Annotated in this window: 16 protein-coding genes and 1 tRNA gene; 1 reads left to right on the top strand and 16 read right to left on the bottom strand. The window is 66.9% G+C overall.

The features are described from left to right. Positions 1–60: 60 nt before the first annotated feature. The gene (gene wrbA / locus AAHF99_RS22915; RefSeq protein ID WP_342166730.1) at positions 61–657 is read right to left on the bottom strand and encodes an NAD(P)H:quinone oxidoreductase; all 597 of its coding nucleotides are present in this window, start codon (positions 655–657) and stop codon (positions 61–63) included. A 119-nt stretch (positions 658–776) separates the two neighbouring features. Between wrbA and AAHF99_RS22910 the strand changes: the two genes are divergently transcribed. Further along, positions 777–1661, top strand: coding sequence for a LysR family transcriptional regulator (locus AAHF99_RS22910; RefSeq protein ID WP_342166729.1), 885 nt, complete (start codon positions 777–779; stop codon positions 1659–1661). Here the strand turns inward: AAHF99_RS22910 and greA are convergent. The 15 genes from greA to AAHF99_RS22835 all read right to left on the bottom strand — a co-directional run. Beyond that, a complete protein-coding gene (gene greA / locus AAHF99_RS22905) occupies positions 1651–2127 on the bottom strand; it encodes a transcription elongation factor GreA (protein ID WP_342166728.1) in 477 nt (158 codons plus the stop codon). The genes AAHF99_RS22910 and greA overlap by 11 nt on opposite strands. A gap of 56 nt (positions 2128–2183) precedes the next feature. Further along, positions 2184–3170 carry an acrylyl-CoA reductase (NADPH) gene (acuI, locus tag AAHF99_RS22900; RefSeq protein ID WP_342166727.1) on the bottom strand — a complete coding sequence of 329 codons (987 nt, stop codon included), beginning with the start codon at positions 3168–3170 and terminating at the stop codon, positions 2184–2186. Between the two features lie 89 nt (positions 3171–3259). Next, on the bottom strand, positions 3260–3853 hold the full coding sequence (locus AAHF99_RS22895) for a hypothetical protein (protein ID WP_342166726.1): 594 nt from the start codon (positions 3851–3853) through the stop codon (positions 3260–3262). A gap of 276 nt (positions 3854–4129) precedes the next feature. Next, positions 4130–5140: a cell wall hydrolase gene (locus tag AAHF99_RS22890; protein WP_342166779.1), complete on the bottom strand. Its 1011-nt coding sequence runs from the start codon at positions 5138–5140 to the stop codon at positions 4130–4132. Between the two features lie 253 nt (positions 5141–5393). Next, entirely contained in the window at positions 5394–9602 is a 4209-nt protein-coding gene (gene rpoC / locus AAHF99_RS22885; RefSeq protein ID WP_342166725.1) for a DNA-directed RNA polymerase subunit beta', read from the bottom strand. 171 nt (positions 9603–9773) lie between these two features. Next, positions 9774–13898 carry a DNA-directed RNA polymerase subunit beta gene (gene rpoB / locus AAHF99_RS22880; protein WP_342166724.1) on the bottom strand — a complete coding sequence of 1375 codons (4125 nt, stop codon included), beginning with the start codon at positions 13896–13898 and terminating at the stop codon, positions 9774–9776. A gap of 243 nt (positions 13899–14141) precedes the next feature. After that, entirely contained in the window at positions 14142–14522 is a 381-nt protein-coding gene (gene rplL / locus AAHF99_RS22875) for a 50S ribosomal protein L7/L12 (RefSeq protein ID WP_243952358.1), read from the bottom strand. 51 nt (positions 14523–14573) lie between these two features. Continuing rightward, positions 14574–15092: a 50S ribosomal protein L10 gene (rplJ, locus tag AAHF99_RS22870; protein ID WP_342166723.1), complete on the bottom strand. Its 519-nt coding sequence runs from the start codon at positions 15090–15092 to the stop codon at positions 14574–14576. A 981-nt stretch (positions 15093–16073) separates the two neighbouring features. Then, the gene (locus AAHF99_RS22865) at positions 16074–17717 is read right to left on the bottom strand and encodes a B12-binding domain-containing radical SAM protein (protein WP_342166722.1); all 1644 of its coding nucleotides are present in this window, start codon (positions 17715–17717) and stop codon (positions 16074–16076) included. Between the two features lie 146 nt (positions 17718–17863). Continuing rightward, positions 17864–18562: a 50S ribosomal protein L1 gene (gene rplA, locus AAHF99_RS22860; RefSeq protein ID WP_342166721.1), complete on the bottom strand. Its 699-nt coding sequence runs from the start codon at positions 18560–18562 to the stop codon at positions 17864–17866. A gap of 10 nt (positions 18563–18572) precedes the next feature. Then, a complete protein-coding gene (gene rplK, locus AAHF99_RS22855; protein WP_342166720.1) occupies positions 18573–19022 on the bottom strand; it encodes a 50S ribosomal protein L11 in 450 nt (149 codons plus the stop codon). Positions 19023–19149: 127 nt separating this feature from the next. Then, positions 19150–19683: a transcription termination/antitermination protein NusG gene (gene nusG / locus AAHF99_RS22850; protein WP_238248993.1), complete on the bottom strand. Its 534-nt coding sequence runs from the start codon at positions 19681–19683 to the stop codon at positions 19150–19152. A gap of 44 nt (positions 19684–19727) precedes the next feature. Next, positions 19728–20024 carry a preprotein translocase subunit SecE gene (gene secE / locus AAHF99_RS22845; RefSeq protein ID WP_342166719.1) on the bottom strand — a complete coding sequence of 99 codons (297 nt, stop codon included), beginning with the start codon at positions 20022–20024 and terminating at the stop codon, positions 19728–19730. A gap of 171 nt (positions 20025–20195) precedes the next feature. Further along, a tRNA-Trp gene (locus tag AAHF99_RS22840) sits at positions 20196–20272 on the bottom strand. Positions 20273–20409: 137 nt separating this feature from the next. Beyond that, a partial coding sequence (locus AAHF99_RS22835) for an EF-Tu C-terminal domain-related protein (RefSeq protein ID WP_459558953.1) occupies positions 20410–20534 on the bottom strand: 125 nt, incomplete at its 5' end.

Here is a 20534-nt window from a genome sequence, read left to right as displayed (position 1 = left end):
GCCCCCATACGGCCTTCAACCTTTCGAGGCTCGGAGCAATCCGAGCCTTTTCTTTTGGCCTCAGGCCAGCTTCGCCGCGATGCCGGCGACGTGGCGGCCCTGGAACCGGGCGCCGTCCAGTTCGATCGGGCTCGGCTGACGCGAACCATCGCCATCGGCCAGCGTGCTGGCGCCGTAGGGCGTGCCTCCCTTCACCTGCTCCAGACCGGCTTGGCCCTGGAAGGCATAGGGCAGGCCCACCACCACCATGCCGTGGTGGAACAGAACCGTATGGAAGCTGGTGAGAGTCGTCTCCTGGCCGCCATGCTGCGAGGCGGTGGAGGTGAAGACCGAGCCGACCTTGCCGACCAGAGCACCCTTCATCCACAGGCCGCCAGTCTGGTCGATGAACTGCTTCATCTGCGAGGCCATGTTGCCGTAGCGGGTCGGCGTGCCGAAGATGATCGCGTCGTACTCGGCAAGCTCCGCCACCGTGGCGACGGGCGCCTGCTGATCGAGCTTGAAGTGGTTCTGCCGGGCGACCTCTTCCGGCACCAGTTCCGGCACGCGCTTCACTACCACTTCGGCGCCGGTCTCGCGGGCGCCCTCGGCGACGGCATAAGCCATCTGCTCCACGTGGCCGTAGGTCGAGTAGTAGAGCACAAGGATCTTGGCCAAGGCGATGACTCCTCTGGTATGCGCCAGGGCGGCGCGATGCCGCTCACATCGCCCGTCCCACCGCTTGCAGGAAGCCCGTCGCGTGCAAGAATGACCTTGCAGGATTGCAAGGAGCCGCAATGCAGGCCGGCTGGGACGATTTCCGCTTCGTGAAGGCGGTGGCCGATGGACACGGCCTGACCGGCGCCGCCGAGGCCCTGGGCATCGATCATTCCACCGCGTTCCGGCGGCTCGGCGCCATCGAGAAATCGCTCGGGGCGCGCCTCTTCGAGCGACATCGGAGCGGCTACACCGCGACCGCCGCCGGACAAGCGATGCTCGACGTCGCGACGCGGATGGAGGCTGACATCGACGGCTTCTCCCGCGAGGTCGTCGGGCAGTCGGACGCGATGGTGGGGGAATTGCGGATCACCGCCCCGACGAGCTTCGCCGGCACGTTCCTCATGCCGATCCTGGCCGAGTTCTCCCGCCGGCACCCGGCCGTGCGGCTCCACCTGATCCTCGCCGAGGAAACCCTCAACCTGTCCCGCCGGGATGCCGACGTGGCCCTGCGGGCCAGCCGGGGGCCCGACGAAACCCTCGTGGGCCGTCGTCTGACCGGAGTGGGCTGGGCCCTCTACGGCGCGGCCGACCGGACCTTTGGACCGCTTGCCGATGAGAGATGGGTCGGGCTCAGCGAGAGCGTGGCCGGCGGGCTGTTCGCCGGCTTCGTGCAGCGGCGGACGGCGCCGGAGCGGATCGTCCTGTCCCTCAACGGGGTGGCCGGGCTGCGGGAGGCCATCGCCGCCGGCATCGGCATCGGCCCCCTGCCCTGCGTGGAGGGCGACGCCGATACCCGTCTCCAGCGTCTCGGCGGCCTGGAGCCCGAACTGCACACGGACCTGTGGCTGCTGACCCATCAGGACCTGCGCCGCTCGGCGCGGGTCCGTGCCTTCATGGATCACATCGCGGCGGCGATGCAGCCGCTTCGGCCCCTGTTCGAGGGAAGTAAGGTCAGTTCTTGATGTCGAGGATTTCGACGTCGTTGCCGTTCACCTCGACCACGTCGCCGACGCTCTTGCCGGTGAGGGCGCGGGCCAGGGGCGCGACGTAGGAGATCGACCCCTTGTGCGGGTCGGCCTCGTCTTCGCCAACGATGCGGAAGGTCTGCTTGGTTTCCTTGCCGGCATCGTCCTCGCGCACGATGGTCACGGTTGCCCCGAAATGCACCGTGTCGCCGGGCTTCGGCTCCACGAGTTGCGCCGTGTTCTTACGCGACGCCCAGTAGCGCAGGTCACGCCCGATGCGGGAATCCTCGGCCTTGTCGGTCGGGTCCAGCGACGCGACCTCCTTCTCCAGCCGCGCGACCTCGGCCTCGATCTGCGCGAGGCCTTCGGGCGTGACGAAGTTGGTGTGAGGCGAGATGGGACGGTCGGGAAGGTTCTCGAACGCTTCCCCGCCCTCGGGCTCTTTGACGAATGCGACACTCATAAATGGATCAACCGGCTCGCTACGGTGACGGTTCCAACGGGCTCACGAACCCTGGGTCAGGCGACCTTCACGACCGTGCGACCTCGCACCTGCCCGGCGAGGATCGCCTCGCCCAGCCGGCCGACCTCGTCGAAGCCGACGGTGCGGGTCATGGAGGCGAGCTTGTCGAGGTCGAGGTCGCGGGCGATCCGTGCCCAGGCCTCGCGACGCTTCTTCTGGGGCGTCGTCACGCTGTTGATGCCGAGAAGCGAGACACCGCGCAGGATGAAGGGCGCGACCGATGTCGGCAGGTCCATGCCCTGCGCGAGGCCGCAGGCCGCCACCGCGCCGTCCGCCTTGGTCATTGCCAGCACGTTGGCCAGGGTCGCAGAGCCCACTGCATCGACGGCCGCTGCCCAGCGCTCCTTGCCGAGGGGGCGGCCGGGCTTCTCCAACTCGGCCCGGTCGACGATTTCGGCGGCGCCAAGGCCCTTGAGATAATCCGCTTCGCTCGCCCGGCCCGTGGAGGCGATGACGTGCCAGCCGGCCCGCGCCAGGAGCGCGACCGCCACCGAGCCGACGCCGCCCGAGGCGCCGGTCACCAGAGCCGGCCCGTCGGCGGGGGTGATGCCGTGGGCATCCAGGGCCATCAGGGAGAGCATCGCCGTGTAGCCCGCCGTGCCGACCGCCATGGCCTGCTCCGGCGTCAGGCCCTCCGGCAGGGGCACCAACCAGTCGCCCTTCACTCGCGCCTTCTCGGCATAGGCGCCGAGATGCGTCTCGCCGACACCCCAGCCGGTGAGCACCACCTGATCGCCGGGCTTGTAATCGGGATGGTCCGAGGTCTCGACCGTGCCGGCGAAATCGATGCCGGGGATCATCGGGAAACGGCGCACCACGGGCGAACGGCCGGTCAGTGCGAGGCCGTCCTTGTAGTTCAGCGTCGAGTGGCCGACGCGGACGGTGACGTCGCCGTCCATCAGGTCGGCCTCGTCGAAGTCGCGGAAGGCGAGGTTCTGCCCACCCTCGGTCTTGTCGACCACCCACGCCTTGAACGTGCCCATCGCCTGCTCCTCCCGTCGTTGACGGGGAGGTACGCCGCAGGTCGTGGGAATCAAGACGGCCCGGATGGTCGATCCGGGCCGGCCGTCACTCAGTAACCGTCGTAGATGCTGCCGCGCGAGAAGCCGAGGCCGACGCCGATATCCGCCGAGCTGGCCCCGGTGATGCCGAACGCGTCCGGGATCGAGCCGACGAGCAGGCCGCCATAGCCCGGGCCGTAGCCGCCGTAGCCCCCATAGCCGCCGCCGACCGGCACCCAGCCCGCCCGCGCCGGGGCGACCTGCACCCGGCGGCTGACGGTGGCGTATTCCGGCGGATAGGTCTCCGGTACCGTCTCGGCCGGGCGAACCAGCACGGTGCGCTGGCGAAGGGCGAAGCGCGGCGGGGTCACGACCCAGCAGCCGATCAGTTCACCGCCGGGGCCACGGCTCGTCTGCCAGACGCGGCCGCCGGGGGCGACCATCACCTGCTCCTGCACGGTGTCGTAGACCGGCGGGATGGTGCGGTAGACGGTGCGCGGCGGGCGCACCAGCACGTTCTGCTGCACCGTATCGAAGACAGGCGGGGTCGTGGCGTAGCGGTAGCAACCGCCACCGTAGCAGCCGCCGGCCGTGGCCGGGGCGGCGAAGAACAGGCCGCCCAGGGCGGCGGCCATCAGGACAGTCTTGGCGACCGGCGCGGTCATCGCTGCGAACCTCTTGAAGCGTGGGACAATCCGGGTCGCGGAGATTTCCGCGCCCTACGCTCAACGAGGAAAGCAGTATCCCGAGCTTCGCAGCAACCGAGATCCTCAATCACAGTAAAATTAATCTATGGTCCGAACTGCGTAGAAGCGTCTGATTCGTTCGTTAACTGTTGTTCGCGCTTTCGGGGAACCAACTGAGCTTGCGCCCCGCCGGCAAACAAAAACCCCCGCCGGCTCGCACCGGCGGGGGTCGTGGATCGTCGCGGGGTAGACGGCTCAGGTTTGGCCGGGCTTCAGGCCGTAGAAGATGTGCCGGCCGATCACGTCGAGCTTTCGCATCCGGCGCGACCAGCCGGGCCTCACATAATCGGCGTGATAATGGGTCGCTCCGCCGACCTCCGCGACGTAAGTCCGCCCTTCGAGGACGGAGCGGGCGACACGGGTGGCGTTCGACCAGGCCGAGGCATCGCTGATGCGGAGCGACTTGCCCTCGCAGGCGAAGGAGAACTGGCAGCCCATGTAATGGTGCCGGTTCTGGTAGACGACACCGCAGATGCTCTGCGGGTAGAGGCCGCTCTTCACCCGGTTGAGCACCACCTGGGCGACGGCGGCCTGCCCGGTCTCGGATTCGCTGCGGGCCTCGAAATACACGGCCTCGGACAGGCAGCGCTGCTCCTTGTCCTGGGCCTCCGGGTCGATCAGGTCGGCGTAGCGGCTGCGCGCCTCGTCGGTCGGCGCCGCCTCGATCTCCGCGCCGCTGCGCAGGGGATACTCGGGCATCACGAGGCTGGCGGCGGTGATCTCCACGGGGATCGCGTCCGCCGGGGCTGGGGTGGTGGACGACAGGGCGACCGCCTTCGGCACCGCCGGGGTCGAGCCATCGAAACGATTGCCGTCCTCGTCGTCGGTCCGGTCGGCGGTGGCCGCGCCCGTCGATTCGGCGGTGCCGGCCCCGGTCGTCAGGCCGAGATCCGCCACGGGCACGAAGCCGGAGGTCTGCTCGGCTTCCGAATCCCACACGGCCGAACCGGTGGTGATCATGCCGCTGACGCCGCCGGTCACGTCGCCGAACAGCATGGCGAGGCCGGATTCGCGGGTGAAGGCGATGGGGTCGGGCCGCTGAGGATCCTCGCCGATCCGGCGGATGGCCGCGCCGATCAGCGCGGTGCCGGCCGGCATGGCGGGCACGGCCCGGCGGATATCGGCGGCGCCGAGCACGCCCGAGCCCACGGTGCTCTCGGTGCCCGCGCTTGCGGTGAAGGAGACGAGCAGCCCGAGCCCGGCCATCCACGGCGTGAACACCGCCGACAGCCAGCGCAGGTGGGTCTCCTGTTGCACTCGTCTCGTCGCCACGCCTTGCCGACCCGTTCCGATGTGCCGCGCTCGCCACGCTGCCCACCGATGGCGGCGGCAAGTGGCCCTCACGAAATTTATCGGGCGGGATGGTTGACCGGTGGTTAACGAGGCGGATGCCCGGCGCGGATACGAAAAAGGGGCGGCCTTTCGGCCGCCCCCTTCGAGTCTCGCAAGGGTGGATCGATCACTCGGCGGCGGGCGGAAGGCCCTCGACCGGATCGATGCCGCTCTCCGTCTGGCGCTGCTGCAGGATGAGATTGTCCCGGCGACGGGCCACCGAACGGATGTCGGCGACGAGCGAACCGGTGCCGGCCGGGATGAGCGAGCCGACGATGACGTTCTCCTTCAGACCCTCCAGGGTGTCGACCTTGCCGTTGACGGCGGCTTCGGTGAGCACCCGGGTGGTCTCCTGGAACGAGGCCGCCGAGATGAACGACTTCGTCTGCAGCGACGCCTTGGTGATGCCGAGCAGAACCGGCACGCCCTGGATCGGCTTCTTGCCCTCGGCAATCAGCTTCTCGTTGAACTCGGCGAGTTCGGTCCGGTCGATCTGATCGCCCGAGAGGATGTCCGAGTCGCCACCATCGGTCACTTCGACCTTCTGCAGCATCTGACGGACGATCACCTCGATGTGCTTGTCGTTGATCGACACGCCCTGCAGCCGGTAGACCTCCTGAATCTCGTTGACGAGGTAAGCGGCAAGCTCCTCCACGCCCTTGATCGCCAGGATGTCGTGCGGGGCCGGGTTTCCGTCGACGATGTAATCGCCGAGCTCGACCACGTCCCCGTCCTGCAGGTGGATGTGCTTGCCCTTCGGGATCAGGTACTCGACCGCCTCCGAGCCGTCATGCGGCGTCAGCGTGAGCCGACGCTTGTTCTTGTAGTCGCGGCCGAACGCGATGGTGCCCGACTTCTCGGCGATGATCGCCGCATCCTTCGGGCGCCGGGCCTCGAACAGCTCCGCCACCCGCGGCAGACCGCCGGTGATGTCGCGGGTCTTGGCCGAGTCGGTGGAGACGCGGGCGAGGATGTCGCCGGCCTTCACCTTGGCTCCCGGATCGTAGCCGATGATGGCATCGACCGGCAGCGCGTAGCGGGCATCCGCGCCGCGCGGCAGCTTCACGGCCTTCCCGTCCTTGTCGACCACGACCATCGACGGCTTCAGGTCGGAGGTCCGGGCGGACCCGCGCCAATCCACCACGACGCGCTTGGCGATACCCGTCGACTCGTCGGTCGTCTCGGTCATCGACTGGCCGTCGTAGAGGTCCTCGTAGGCCACGATCCCATCGACCTCGGTGAGGATCGGACGGGTGTAGGGGTCCCACTCGGCGATGCGCTGGCCGCGCTTGATCTTGTCGCCCTCGTCCACGCGGACACGGGCGCCGTATTGCAGGCGGTGGACCGCCCGCTCGACCCCGTCCGCGCCGACGATGACCACCGCCACGTTGCGGCCGGTCGCGACAAGATCGCCGTCCGAGTTCTTCGCGAGAGCCCGGTTGCGGATCTTGATCGTGCCCTCGAAGCTCGACTCGATGAAGGACGAGTCGGCGATCTGGGCGGCGCCGCCGATGTGGAAGGTGCGCATCGTGAGCTGGGTGCCCGGCTCGCCGATGGACTGCGCCGCGATGACGCCGACCGCCTCGCCCATGTTGACGGGCGTGCCGCGGGCGAGGTCTCGCCCGTAGCAGGTGGCGCAGACGCCGCTGCGGGTGGCGCAGACCAGCACGGAGCGGATCTTCACCTCCTGGATGCCGGCGGCGTTGATCGCCGGCAGGTGCCGCTCCTCGATGGTCTCGCCGGTCTTCACGATGACCGTGCCGTCCTGCGCGACCAGATCCTCAGCGGCCGCACGGCCCAGGATGCGGGTGGCCAGCGTCGCGACCACCTGGCCGGCATCGACGATGGCGCGCATCTTGATGCCGTTGGTCGTGCCGCAATCCACCTCGCGGATCACCGCGTCCTGCGCCACGTCGACGAGGCGGCGGGTCAGGTAGCCGGAGTTGGCGGTCTTCAGGGCGGTGTCGGCGAGGCCCTTACGGGCGCCGTGCGTGGAGTTGAAGTACTCCAGCACGTCCAGACCTTCCTTGAAGTTCGAGATGATCGGCGTCTCGATGATCTCGCCCGACGGCTTGGCCATGAGGCCGCGCATCGCCGCGAGCTGCTTCATCTGCGCGGGCGACCCGCGGGCGCCCGAGTGGGACATCATGTAGATCGAGTTGACCTGCTTGTCGGCGCCCGTGTCGTCCTTCTGGACGGACGAGATCCGGCCCATCATCTCCTGGGCCAGCTTGTCCGAGCACTTCGCCCAGGCATCGACGACCTTGTTGTACTTCTCACCCTGGGTGATGAGGCCGTCGTTGTACTGCTGCTCGTAATCCTTCACGAGCGTGCGGGTGCCCTCGACGATCTCCCACTTGTTCTCCGGCACGACCATGTCGTCCTTGCCGAAGGAGATGCCTGCCTTGAAGGCGTGGGTGAAGCCCAGGCCCATGATGCGGTCACAGAAGATCACCGACTCCTTCTGACCGCAGTGGCGGTAGACGGTGTCGATCATCGCCGAGATTTCCTTCTTGGTCATCAGCTTGTTGACGACGTCGAAGGGCACCTTCCGGTGCAGGGGCAGCGCGCCCGACAGGATCACGCGGCCGGGGGTGGTCTCGTAGGTCTTGGTCAGCGGCTCGCCATCCGGGCCGATGCCCTTCCAGCGCCACTTGATCTTCGAGTGCAGCTTCACGACGCCGGCGGCCAGGGCGTGCTCCAGCTCGCCGAGGTTGCCGTAGACGCCCTGCATCGGGTTCAGCTTGTTGGTGCCGTCGAAGGCGCCCGGAAGGCCCTCGCCCACGATCGACAGGTAGTAGAGGCCGAGCACGATGTCCTGCGAGGGCACGATGATCGGCTGGCCGTTGGCCGGATGCAGGATGTTGTTGGTCGACATCATGAGGACGCGCGCTTCCAGCTGCGCCTCGAGCGACAGCGGGACGTGCACGGCCATCTGATCGCCGTCGAAGTCGGCGTTGAACGCGGCGCAGACCAGCGGGTGCAGCTGGATCGCCTTGCCCTCGATCAGCTTCGGCTCGAACGCCTGGATGCCGAGGCGGTGCAGCGTCGGCGCGCGGTTCAGCATCACCGGGTGCTCGCGGATCACCTCATCGAGGATGTCCCAAACCTCCGGCTTCTCCTTCTCCACGAGCTTCTTGGCCTGCTTGACGGTGGCCGAGAAACCCTTGGCGTCGAGGCGCGCGTAGATGAACGGCTTGAACAGCTCCAAGGCCATCTTCTTCGGCAGGCCGCACTGGTGCAGCTTCAGCTCCGGCCCGACCACGATGACCGAACGACCCGAGTAGTCGACGCGCTTGCCGAGGAGGTTCTGGCGGAAGCGGCCCTGCTTGCCCTTCAGCATGTCGGCGAGCGACTTCAGCGGACGCTTGTTGGCGCCCGTGATGACGCGGCCGCGGCGGCCGTTGTCGAACAGGGCGTCGACGGCTTCCTGCAGCATCCGCTTCTCGTTGCGGATGATGATGTCGGGCGCGCGCAGCTCGATCAGCCGCTTTAGGCGGTTGTTGCGGTTGATGACGCGGCGGTACAGGTCGTTCAGGTCGGACGTGGCGAAGCGGCCGCCATCCAGCGGGACCAGCGGGCGCAGGTCCGGCGGGATCACGGGGATCACCGTCAGGATCATCCACTCCGGCTTGTTGCCGGACATCTGGAACGCCTCGATGATCTTGAGGCGCTTCAGCAGCTTCTTCGGCTTCAGCTCGGAGGTCGTGACCGCGATCTCCTCGCGGAGGTCGTTGGCGATCTTGTCGAGGTCGAGTTCCTGCAGGATCCGGCGGATCGCCTCGGCGCCGATCATGGCGGTGAAGCTGTCCTCGCCGTACTCCTCCTGGGCACGCAGGTACTCCTCCTCCGTCAGGAGCTGACGCTCCTTCAGGGGGGTGAGACCCGGCTCGATGACGCAATACGACTCGAAGTACAGGATCCGCTCGAGGTCCTTGAGGGCCATGTCGAGCAGGAGGCCGATGCGCGAGGGCAGCGACTTCAGGAACCAGATGTGCGCGACGGGGGCGGCCAGCTCGATGTGGCCCATGCGGTCGCGCCGGACGCGCGCCAGCGTCACCTCGACGCCGCACTTCTCACAGATGACGCCCTTGTACTTCATGCGCTTGTACTTGCCGCACAAGCACTCGTAGTCCTTGATCGGCCCGAAGATGCGCGCGCAGAACAGGCCGTCGCGCTCGGGCTTGAAGGTCCGGTAGTTGATGGTCTCGGGCTTCTTGATCTCTCCGTAGGACCAGGAGAGGATCTTCTCCGGCGACGAGATCGAGATCTTGATCTGGTCGAAGTTCACCGGCTGCGGCTGCTGGTTGAAAAGGTTCATGACCTCTTGGTTCATGATCCGCTCCTCGGCTCGACGCCGCCAGCCCCGCGCCGGGCCGCAGCGTCTTCAAAAAAAGGGCCGGCGCCGTGACCCCGTAGGATTCGGCTCGCCGTCGTGCCGGAGGCTCTTCCCCTCCCTGCTCGACCGTGGCGGCGCGGACGCCGCCACGGGAGGTTTTTTCGGGCTTTACTCCGCCGCGTCGGCGGGCGGCTCCAGCTGGTCGTTCGCCGCCTTCTTGGAGGACGTCAGCTCGACGTTGAGGCCGAGCGAGCGCATCTCCTTGACGAGCACGTTGAACGACTCGGGGATGCCCGCTTCGAACGTGTCGTCGCCGCGCACGATGGCCTCGTAGACCTTGGTGCGGCCGGCCACGTCGTCCGACTTGACGGTGAGCATCTCCTGCAGGGTGTAGGCGGCGCCGTAAGCCTCCAGCGCCCAGACCTCCATCTCACCGAAGCGCTGACCGCCGAACTGCGCCTTACCGCCCAGCGGCTGCTGGGTGACGAGGGAGTACGGGCCGATCGACCGGGCGTGGATCTTGTCGTCCACGAGGTGGTGGAGCTTCAGCATGTAGATGTAGCCCATCGTGACCTTGCGGTCGAAGGGCTCGCCGGTACGCCCGTCGTAGAGCGTCGACTGCGCCGAGCGGTCCAGCCCGGCCATCTCAAGCATCTGCTCGATATCCGCCTCCTTGGCGCCGTTGAACACCGGAGTGGCCATCGGCACGCCGCGACGGACGTTGTTGCCCGCCTCCAGCAGATCCTCGTCGGACAGGCCTTCGAGCTCCGAAGGAGAGTAGATGGACTGCATCTCCTCCTTCAGGGGGGCGATGTCCTGGTTCTTCAGATAGGCATCGACCGCCTTCGCCACCTTGCGACCCAAGCCCGCAGCGGCCCAGCCCAGGTGCGTCTCGAGGATCTGACCGACGTTCATCCGGCTCGGCACGCCGAGCGGGTTGAGCACGATGTCGGCGTGCGTGCCGTCCTCAAGGAACGGCATGTCCTCGATCGGCACGATCCGCGACACGACACCCTTGTTGCCGTGACGGCCGGCCATCTTGTCGCCCGGCTGGATCTTGCGCTTCACCGCCACGAAGACCTTGACCATCTTCATGACGCCGGGCGGCAGCTCATCGCCGCGCTGCAGCTTCTCGACCTTGTCGAGGAAGCGCTGCTCAAGGCGCTTCTTCGACTCGTCGTACTGCTTCTGCATCGCTTCCATCTCGGTCATGAGACGGTCGTCGATGACGGCGAACTGCCACCATTGCGAACGGGGGTAGTCGTTGATCAGCTCTCGGGTGAGCGTGGTGTCCTTCTTGAAGCCCTTCGGCCCGGCCACCGGCGCCTGACCGATCAGCACATCCGCCAGACGGGCGTAGGTGTTGCGGTCGAGGATCGCCTGCTCGTCGTCGCGGTCCTTCGCGAGACGCTCGATCTCCTCGCGCTCGATCGCCTGGGCACGCTCGTCCTTGTCGACGCCGTGCCGGTTGAACACCCGCACCTCGACGATGGTGCCGGTGACGCCCGGGGGCACGCGCAGGGACGTGTCGCGCACGTCCGAGGCCTTCTCGCCGAAGATGGCGCGGAGGAGCTTTTCCTCCGGCGTCATCGGGCTCTCGCCCTTCGGCGTGATCTTGCCGACGAGGATGTCGCCGGCATGGACCTCGGCACCGATGTAGACGATGCCGGCCTCGTCCAGGTTCTTGAGCGCCTCTTCGGAGACGTTCGGGATGTCGCGGGTGATTTCCTCCGGACCCAGCTTGGTGTCGCGGGCCATCACCTCGAACTCCTCGATGTGGATCGAGGTGAACACGTCATCCTTCACGATCCGCTCGGAAAGCAGGATCGAGTCCTCGAAGTTGTAGCCGTTCCACGGCATGAACGCGACGAGCACGTTCCGGCCGAGCGCCAGCTCACCGAACTCGGTCGAGGGACCGTCGGCGATGATCTCGCCCTTCTTTACCGCCTCACCGACGCGGACCAGCGGCTTCTGCGTGATGCAGGTCGACTGGTTGGAGCGCTGGAACTTCTGCAACCGGTAGATGTCGACGCCCGGCTTGTTGGCGTCGGCCTCTTCCGTGGCGCGGATGACGATACGGGTGGCATCCACCTGATCGACGATGCCCGACCGGCGGGCCGCGATGGCCGCGCCGGAATCCCGGGCGACGACCGCCTCCATGCCGGTGCCCACGAACGGGGCGTCGGCGCGGACGAGCGGCACCGCCTGGCGCTGCATGTTCGATCCCATGAGGGCGCGGTTGGCGTCGTCGTTCTCAAGGAACGGGATGAGCGCCGCGGCGACCGACACGAGCTGCTTCGGCGAGACGTCCATGAGGTCGACGCGCTCGGGGCCGACGACGATGACTTCACCCGCCCGGCGGCAGACCACGAGGTCTTCCGTGAGCTTGCGGCCCTCGTCCATCTGCGCGTTGGCCTGGGCGACGTAGTACTTCGCCTCCTCCATGGCCGAGAGGTAGGCGACCTCGTCCGTCACCACACCATCGCGGACCCGGCGGAACGGGGTCTCGATGAAGCCGTACTTGTTAACGCGGGCGAAGGTCGCCAGCGAGTTGATCAGGCCGATGTTCGGGCCTTCCGGCGTCTCGATCGGGCAGATGCGGCCGTAGTGCGTCGGGTGCACGTCGCGCACCTCGAAGCCGGCGCGCTCGCGGGTCAGACCGCCCGGGCCGAGCGCCGAGAGACGCCGCTTGTGCGTGACCTCGGAGAGCGGGTTGGTCTGGTCCATGAACTGCGACAGCTGCGACGAGCCGAAGAACTCGCGCACCGCCGCCGCAGCCGGCTTGGCGTTGATCAGGTCCTGCGGCATGACCGTGTCGATATCGACCTGGCTCATGCGCTCGCGGATGGCGCGCTCCATGCGGAGCAGGCCAAGCCGGTACTGGTTCTCCATGAGCTCGCCGACCGAGCGCACCCGGCGGTTGCCGAGATGGTCGATGTCGTCGATCTCGCCCTTGCCGTCGCGCAGCTCCACGAGCGCCTTGACGACCGCGAGCATGTCCTCCTTGCGCAGGGTGCGCACGGTGTCGGCGGCGTCGAGGTCGAGGCGCATGTTCATCTTCACGCGGCCGACCGCCGAGAGGTCGTAGCGCTCGGAATCGAAGAACAGCGAGTGGAACATCGCCTCGGCGGTGTCCAGCGTCGGCGGCTCGCCCGGACGCATCACCCGGTAGATGTCGAACAGCGCGCCCTCGCGGGCCGAGTTCTTGTCAACCGCGAGGGTGTTGCGGATGTACGGGCCGATGTTGACGTGGTCGATGTCGAGCACCGGCAGTTCGGTGACGCCGACGTCGTCCAAGGACTTCAGCAGCTTCTCGGTGATCTCCTCGCCGGCTTCGGCCCAGATCTCACCCGTCTGCATGTTGACGAGGTCCTCGGCGATGTACTGGCTGACGAGATCCTCGTCGGTCGCCTTGAGGAACTTCACGCCCTTCTCGGTGATCTGGCGGGCGTTGCGGGCGTTGAGCTTCTTGCCCGCCTCAAGCACGACCTCGCCGGACTCGGCGTCGATCAGGTCGGAGGTGGTCTTGATGCCCTTCATGCGCTCGGCATCGAACGGCACGCGCCAGTCAGCGCCATCGCGGTCGTAGACCACGCGGTTGTAGAAGGTCGACAGGATCTCTTCGCCGTCGAGGCCCAGCGCGTAGAGCAGCGACGTCACCGGCAGCTTGCGCTTCCGGTCGATACGAACATGCACGATGTCCTTGGCGTCGAACTCCACGTCGAGCCACGAACCCCGGTACGGGATGATGCGCGCGGCGAACAGGAGCTTGCCCGAGGAGTGGGTCTTGCCCTTGTCGTGGTCGAAGAACACGCCGGGCGACCGGTGCATCTGGGAGACGATGACACGCTCGGTGCCGTTGACGATGAAGGTGCCGTTCTCCGTCATCAGGGGCATGTCGCCCATGTAGACGTCCTGCTCCTTGATGTCCTTGACCGACTTCGCCTGCGTGTCCGGATCGACATCGAACACGATGAGGCGGAGCGTCACCTTCAGCGGGGCCGCGAAGGTGATGCCGCGCTGGCGGCACTCGTCCACGTCGTACTTCGGGGGCTCGAACGTGTAGCGCACGAACTCGAGGAGGGCCGTCGAGGCGAAGTCCGAAATCGGGAAGACCGACTTGAACACGCTCTGTAGGCCCTCGTCGGCACGGCCGCCCTCCGGCTCGTCAACCATCAGGAACTGGTCGTAGGACGCCTTCTGAACCTCAATGAGGTTCGGCATCTGCGCCACTTCCTTGATCTTGCCGAAGAACTTCCGAATGCGCTTGCGACCGACCAGCGTGTTGGCCATGTGACCTCGCTCCATTCCGCGTGCCCGTTGCCCGGGGAAGCTCTGGGCTCCCGCACCGTGGCTGTGACGCGCGCCCCGCCGGACCACGCCACCCGTCCCGAATTCCGCCGGTCCCGTTTCAGGGGCCACCGGTCGCCCGAAGCGACCTTAAGCCCGCGGGCGTTCGCACCCGCGGGCTCCGGTCCCGGTCAGCCCTGTGCGGACCGCCGGGGAGTGATGGGCCGTGGCCGGCCCACCGCCGTCTTACTTGAGCTCGACCTTGGCGCCAGCCTTCTCGAGCTGGGCCTTGAGCTTGGCGGCATCGTCCTTGGACACGCCTTCCTTGACCGGCTTCGGAGCGCCCTCGACCAGGTCCTTGGCTTCCTTGAGGCCGAGACCGGTGATCGCGCGGACCTCCTTGATGACCTCGATCTTCTTGTCGCCAGCGGCGGCGAGGACGACCGTGAACTCGGTCTGCTCCTCGGCGGCGGCAGCAGCGCCACCACCAGCGGCCGGGCCGGCGGCCACGGCGACGGCGGCAGCAGCGGAGACGCCCCACTTCTCTTCGAGCATCTTGGCGAGCTCGGCGGCCTCGAGCACGGTCAGGGCGGACAGGTCGTCGACGATCTTGGCGAGATCAGCCATGTCGTATTCCTTTCAGGATATCGGTTCGAACGGGTTGATTTTGAAGGGGCCTCAGGCGGCCTCGTCCTTCTTGGCATAAGCCCCGAACACGCGGGCGAGCTTGGCCGCCGGCGCGGTGCTGAGCTGAGCGATCTTGGTCGCGGGAGCCTGGATGAGGCCCACGAGCTTGGCGCGCAGTTCGTCGAGCGACGGGAGCGAGGCGAGCGCCTTCACACCATCGGGGTTCAGGGAGGTCGTGCCCATCGCCCCGCCAAGGATCACGAGCTTGTCGTTGGTCTTGGCGAAGTCGACCGCGACCTTCGCGGCGGCGACCGGATCGCCCGAATAGGCGAGCAGGGTCGGGCCCTTCAGGAGCGGCTTGATGGAGGCGACGTCCGTGCCTTCCAGAGCGATGCCGGCGAGGCTGTTCTTGGCGACCTTCACGGTGGCGCCGGCCTGCTTCATCTGCGAACGCAGCTTCTGCATGTCGGCGACCGTGAGGCCCTTGTAGTGGGCCACGACGACGACGGCGCTCTCATTGAACACGCCGTTGAGCGTCGAGACGAGATCAGCCTTTGCTGTCCTGTCCACTGGGCTCTCTCCGGTTGGCGGAACCTGGGTTGGCTCCGCCGGTTGCACATGCCGCCCGGACGTACTCGGCCTCGCGAAAGACCGTGAACGTCCGAACGACGCTTCGCGGCCCTGTCCCCGACGAACCCCTGAACGGGACCCTGCGGGTGAGTTGGTTCAAACCGATTGCCTGCCAGTGCCGAAGCCCTGGCGCGGCTGTCGTAAAACGTCGGTCATCCCCGTCTGTGCAGGCTGGGGGATTAAGCCGGCGAACCGGCGCCTGCAGTCTCGGACAGGACACGGCCGGACTGAGCTCCACTGGGCTCACCGCCCTTTGGATCCCGCCGGCCAGTGACGTCCGGTTGCCCGGACGACATTTCAAACGGAAGCCGGCCTATCGGCCGTCTCCCTCTATGACGTGAATAGCGTGAGGCGCGGTGTATAGAACCTAGCAAGCCGCCTGCCAAGGCCCGCAACGCGACTTTTCCGCCGCAGGCAAGGGGCAAAGGTCGGAATGGCTGCCCTGCATCGCCCGTTGCGGCCGGTGGGAGGGATCCCGGCGGCTTTGCTTTTTCGCGTGTCGGGGATATCTTCCTCGGCGAGGGCCCGCGGGGGCAAGCCCGCGAGCCCTCTTATCAGACGATCCGACTAGATCATCAAAGCGAGATGGATGGCGAACCGCCACCCATCTCGCGTTTTCGCGATGGTGATGCTCACCATCAGCGGAAACACGATCAACGTCCTCACCTCCTCCGACAGGCCTGCTCTCTGGCAGCGGCCGGCAAGCTCCGCCGCAAGCTTCGCTATGCCCGAAGCCGTCGCATCGGAGGATGATCGACTGACCGGCCAAGCTTAGGACCGGAATCTCAGGCTGTCACGTCTTCGCCTCGCCCTGGGGCTCATCTTTTTGCATCGAGGCAAAGCTTCCTCTGCCTCGATGGCTTATCCACACGACTTACGCTGGTCTTTCAGCTGCCGGCCAAAACATGTGGTGGTTGCGACCTAAGCCGCCTCCCGCTCCGGCACGAATCGCCGCCGGGCGTTCTCCCACCATGTCCGCTCCTGCGCTTCTTTCGCCTCGGCGGCCTTGGCCGCGTAGAACGAGGCATTGTGCTCGCCGCGCAGGGCCTCGCGGGTGAAGCGGATCAGGTGGTGGGCCACAAAGCCCATGTTGAACACCGCCTCGATCTGCCCGCGCTTCAAAGCGAAGGCCGCCGCCCGCCAGAACGGCCCGCGATAATCGGAGAACAGGCCGACCCGCGTGATGATGTTGAAGCCGAGGATCAGCCCGCGCCGCAGGTTCGTGAAGGTGAGCTTGCCCGCCGTCGGCGTGGTGATCCGGTGCGGGTACGTCGTCTCGCACTGGTGCTTGAACCGCTCGAAGATCTTCTCGGGCTCGTAGGCGTGGGCGATGGCCCGGCGCCAGCTCGCCACCACCGTGTCGTGCGGGCGCTTGAACAACACGTTGGACTCAAGCGCCGCATCGTGGATGAGGCGCCCTTCCTTCTCCAACCGGTCCCAGAGAGGGGTCTTCGGCAGGGCCTGAAGCAGGTTGATCGTCAGCACCGGGATCGCGGAGCGGTCGATGAAGTCGATCAGATTCTGCTCGGACTTGTCGCTGTCCGAATCGAGGCCGAGGATGATGCCCGACGTCACCTCCAGCCCGTAGGAGTTGAGCGTCTCGATGGCCTCGTACATCGGCACGGCGGCGTTGTGGGTCTTGTCGATCCCCTTCAGCGCCTCCGCCTCCGGCGTCTCGATGCCGACGAAGACGGTCATGAAGTTCGCCTGCCGCATCAGCTCGAGGATCTCGGGCTGCTTGGCCATGTTGAGGGTCGCTTCGCAGGCGAACTGGAGCGGGTAGTTGTTCCGCTTCTGCCACTCCACCAACACCGGCAGCATCTCGCGCGTCGCCTTGCGGTTGCCGATGAAGTTGTCGTCCACGAAGTAGACCACCGCCGGATGGCCGGGCTGGCTGATGATGGCGTCGAGCTCGGAACACAGCTGCTCAGGGCCCTTCAGCCGGGGCTGGCGACCGTAGAGCTGCGGGATGTCGCAGAACTCGCAACGATAGGGGCAACCCGAGGAGAATTGCAGCGAACCGATCAGGTAGCGCTTCAGCGGCACGGCCTCGTAGGCCGGCGTCGGGAAGTCGGCGAGCGCCAGACGGTCGCCGGTCTCGTAGGTCTCCTGCGCGGCCGGACGGGTGACGCTCTCGTCCAGGCGGACGATCAGCCGGTCGGTGGCGTCGCCGATCTCGCCGACATGGAGGCAGTCGAAATCCGGATACTTCTCCGGCGCACCGGAGACGGAGGGGCCACCGAGCGCCGCGAGCTTGCCGGCCGCGTGGGCCCGCTCGCAGATGTCGTGGATCTGCCCTTCCTGGATGTGCATGCCCGACACGAACACCGCGTCCGCCCAGGCGAAATCCGCCGCGGTGGCGCGCTTGATGTTCTCATCGATGAAGCGGCACTCCCAGGTCTCGGGCATGTAGGCCGCGATGACGAGGAGCCCCTGGGGCGGCATGAACGCCTTCACGCCGCCCATTAATGGGTAGGCGTGGGAGAATGTGCCGAAGGACGGCGTGTAGGCGGGGAAGACGCAGAGGATGCGTCGACGGGAGGTGACGGAGACGGTGCTACGCATGGGCGCCTATCTAGCACAGCTAATCGTGCCGGCGCCCCCTCTACGACCAGGAATGGTGCGATTGCGAACGCCGACCTGGGCTGGAAACACGAAACGCCCGGCCGTTGCCGGCCGGGCGCTTCGCTAGGTCGCAGGTTTCGGACCGATCAGGCGGTCAGAACCGTGTTCGGCTCGACCTTCACGCCCGGGCCCATCGTCGAGGTGACGGCGATGCGCTGGACGTAGGTGCCCTTGGCCCCCGCCGGCTTGGCCTTGGCGACCGCATCGGCGAACGCCTTGATGTTCTCGACGAGCTTGTCGGCGTCGAACGAGGCCTTGCCGACGCCGGCATGGATGATGCCGGCCTTCTCGACGCGGAACTCTACGGCGCCGCCCTTGGCAGCGGCCACGGCGCCCTTCACGTCCATGGTGACGGTGCCGACCTTCGGGTTCGGCATCAGGCCGCGCGGGCCCAGCACCTTACCGAGACGGCCGACGAGCGGCATCATGTCCGGGGTCGCGATGCAACGGTCGAAGTCGATCTTGCCGCCCTGGACGATCTCGAGGAGATCCTCGGCGCCGACGATGTCGGCACCCGCCGCCTTGGCGTCATCCGCCTTGGCGCCACGGGCGAACACCGCCACGCGCACCGTCCGGCCGGAACCGTTCGGCAGGTTGCAGACGCCACGGACCATCTGGTCGGCGTGGCGCGGATCGACGCCGAGGTTCATGGAGACCTCGACGGTCTCGTCGAACTTCGCGGTCGCCCGCTCCTTCACGAGCTTGACCGCATCGGCGATCGAATAGAGCTTGGTCGGCTCCAGGCCCTCGCGGGCGGCGCGGATGCGCTTTCCTTCGCGTGCCATGTGTCCCTCCTCAGGCCGTGACTTCGAGGCCCATGGCCCGGGCGGAACCCCGGATCATGGCAACGGCCGCCTCGACGGAATCACAGTTGAGGTCGGGCATCTTCTTCTCGGCGATCTCGCGAAGCTGGGCCTCGGAGATCTTGCCGACCGTCGGGCCCTTGCCCGGGGTCTTGGAGCCGGAGGCCGGCTTCTTGCCGATCTTCAGGCCGACCGCCTTCTTCAGGAAGAAGGTGACCGGGGGCTGCTTCATCTCGAAGGTGAAGGAGCGGTCCTGATACGCGGTGATGATCACCGGGATCGGGGTGCCCTTCTCCATCTGCGCGGTCTTCGCGTTGAAGGCCTTGCAGAATTCCATGATGTTGAGGCCGCGCTGACCGAGCGCGGGGCCGATCGGCGGCGACGGGTTGGCGGCGCCGGCCGGGACCTGAAGCTTCACGTAGCCCGTGATCTTCTTCGCCATAGGGACTGCTCCCAATGTTCATCCACCCCCGCGCTGCCGAGGCGCGGCGGGTCGGACGGTTGCAGGTCGCGGTGCGATCCGAAGCTCCCGGAGGCGAAGCCGGGCGGATCTCCCGCGGGTGTTACGCTCAGGCCTTCTCGACCTGGGCGTATTCCAGTTCCACCGGGGTGGCGCGGCCGAAGATCGACACGGCCACCTTCAGGCGGGAACGGGCATCGTCGATTTCCTCGACGGTGCCGTTGAAACTCGCGAACGGCCCATCCGCCACGCGGACGGTCTCGCCGATCTCGAAGGAGATCGAGGGCTTGGGACGGTCGACGCCTTCCGCGACCTGACCCTTGATGCGCTCGGCCTCGGCGTCCGGGATCGGCACCGGCTTCGACTTGTCGGCGCCGAGGAAGCCCGTGACCTTCGGGGTGTTCTTGATGAGGTGGTAGACCTCGTCGGTCAGGTCGCACTTCACCAGCACGTAGCCGGGGAAGAATTTGCGCTCGGCGTCGACCTTACGGCCGCGACGAACCTCGACGACCTTCTCGGTCGGGACCATCACCTCGTCGAACAGGTCCGTCAGGCCGCGCTGCGCGGCCTGGTCCTTGATGGACTGGGCGACCTTGTTCTCGAAATTCGAATAGGCGTGGACGATGTACCAGCGCTTGGACACGGCGTTCGCTCAACTCCGATGAAGTCCGGGACCGGAAGGATCCCTCAGAGCCCGAGGATCAGGCCGACGATGAAGCGCATGGCCTGATCGACCACGGTGAAGAAGAGGCTCGTCACCACCACCATGATGAAGACCATCATCGTGGTGATCGTGGTCTCGCGGCGGGACGGCCACGTGACCTTGCGACCCTCGTCGCGCACCTGCGAGACAAACTCGCCGGGGCCGACGCGCTTCTGGGGCACCTTGGCGGGCGGAGTCTGACGGGCCGGCGGTGCAACGTCGCGACCACGGTTCGTGCCGCGGGCGAGGTCCACCTTCTTCGTCGCTTCGTTCGATGCCATGGCGCCAGATTCGTTGACGGATTCGTGCCTTACGGCTGCGTTCAAAAACGCGAACGCCCGGCGCCGAGGGCCTTTCCGGCCCGCACCGACGGTCGTTTCAGATCTCGGATCGGAGCCGCTCTAGCGCAAGTCGGGTGACTTGTCGACCGAGGAGCGGCTGGCGGACCGGACTGGCAGGAGTGGAGGGACTCGAACCCGCAACCTCCGGTTTTGGAGACCGGCGCTCTGACCAGTTGAGCTACACTCCTGTGTGCCCCGCTCGCGCGGCGCGAAGGCTCCATGCCGCAACCGCATCGCGGATGCAAGGGCCGCCGCGCCTCCCGGAGGCCGAAAAAGGAAAAGGCCGGCGCGGGGCCGGCCTTTCCCGTCATCGCTGCGGAGGCGATCAGTCGTTGATGGCGGCGACGACGCCGGCGCCGACGGTGCGGCCGCCCTCGCGGATGGCGAAGCGCAGCTTCTCTTCCATGGCCACCGGCACGATCAGCACCACGTCCATGGTCACGTTGTCGC

It is taken from the genome of Methylobacterium litchii, from assembly GCF_038442315.1.
GTDB lineage: Bacteria > Pseudomonadota > Alphaproteobacteria > Rhizobiales > Beijerinckiaceae > Methylobacterium > Methylobacterium litchii.
Note: the sequence above shows the minus strand (reverse complement) of the source record. Positions and strands in the feature narration are given on the sequence as shown.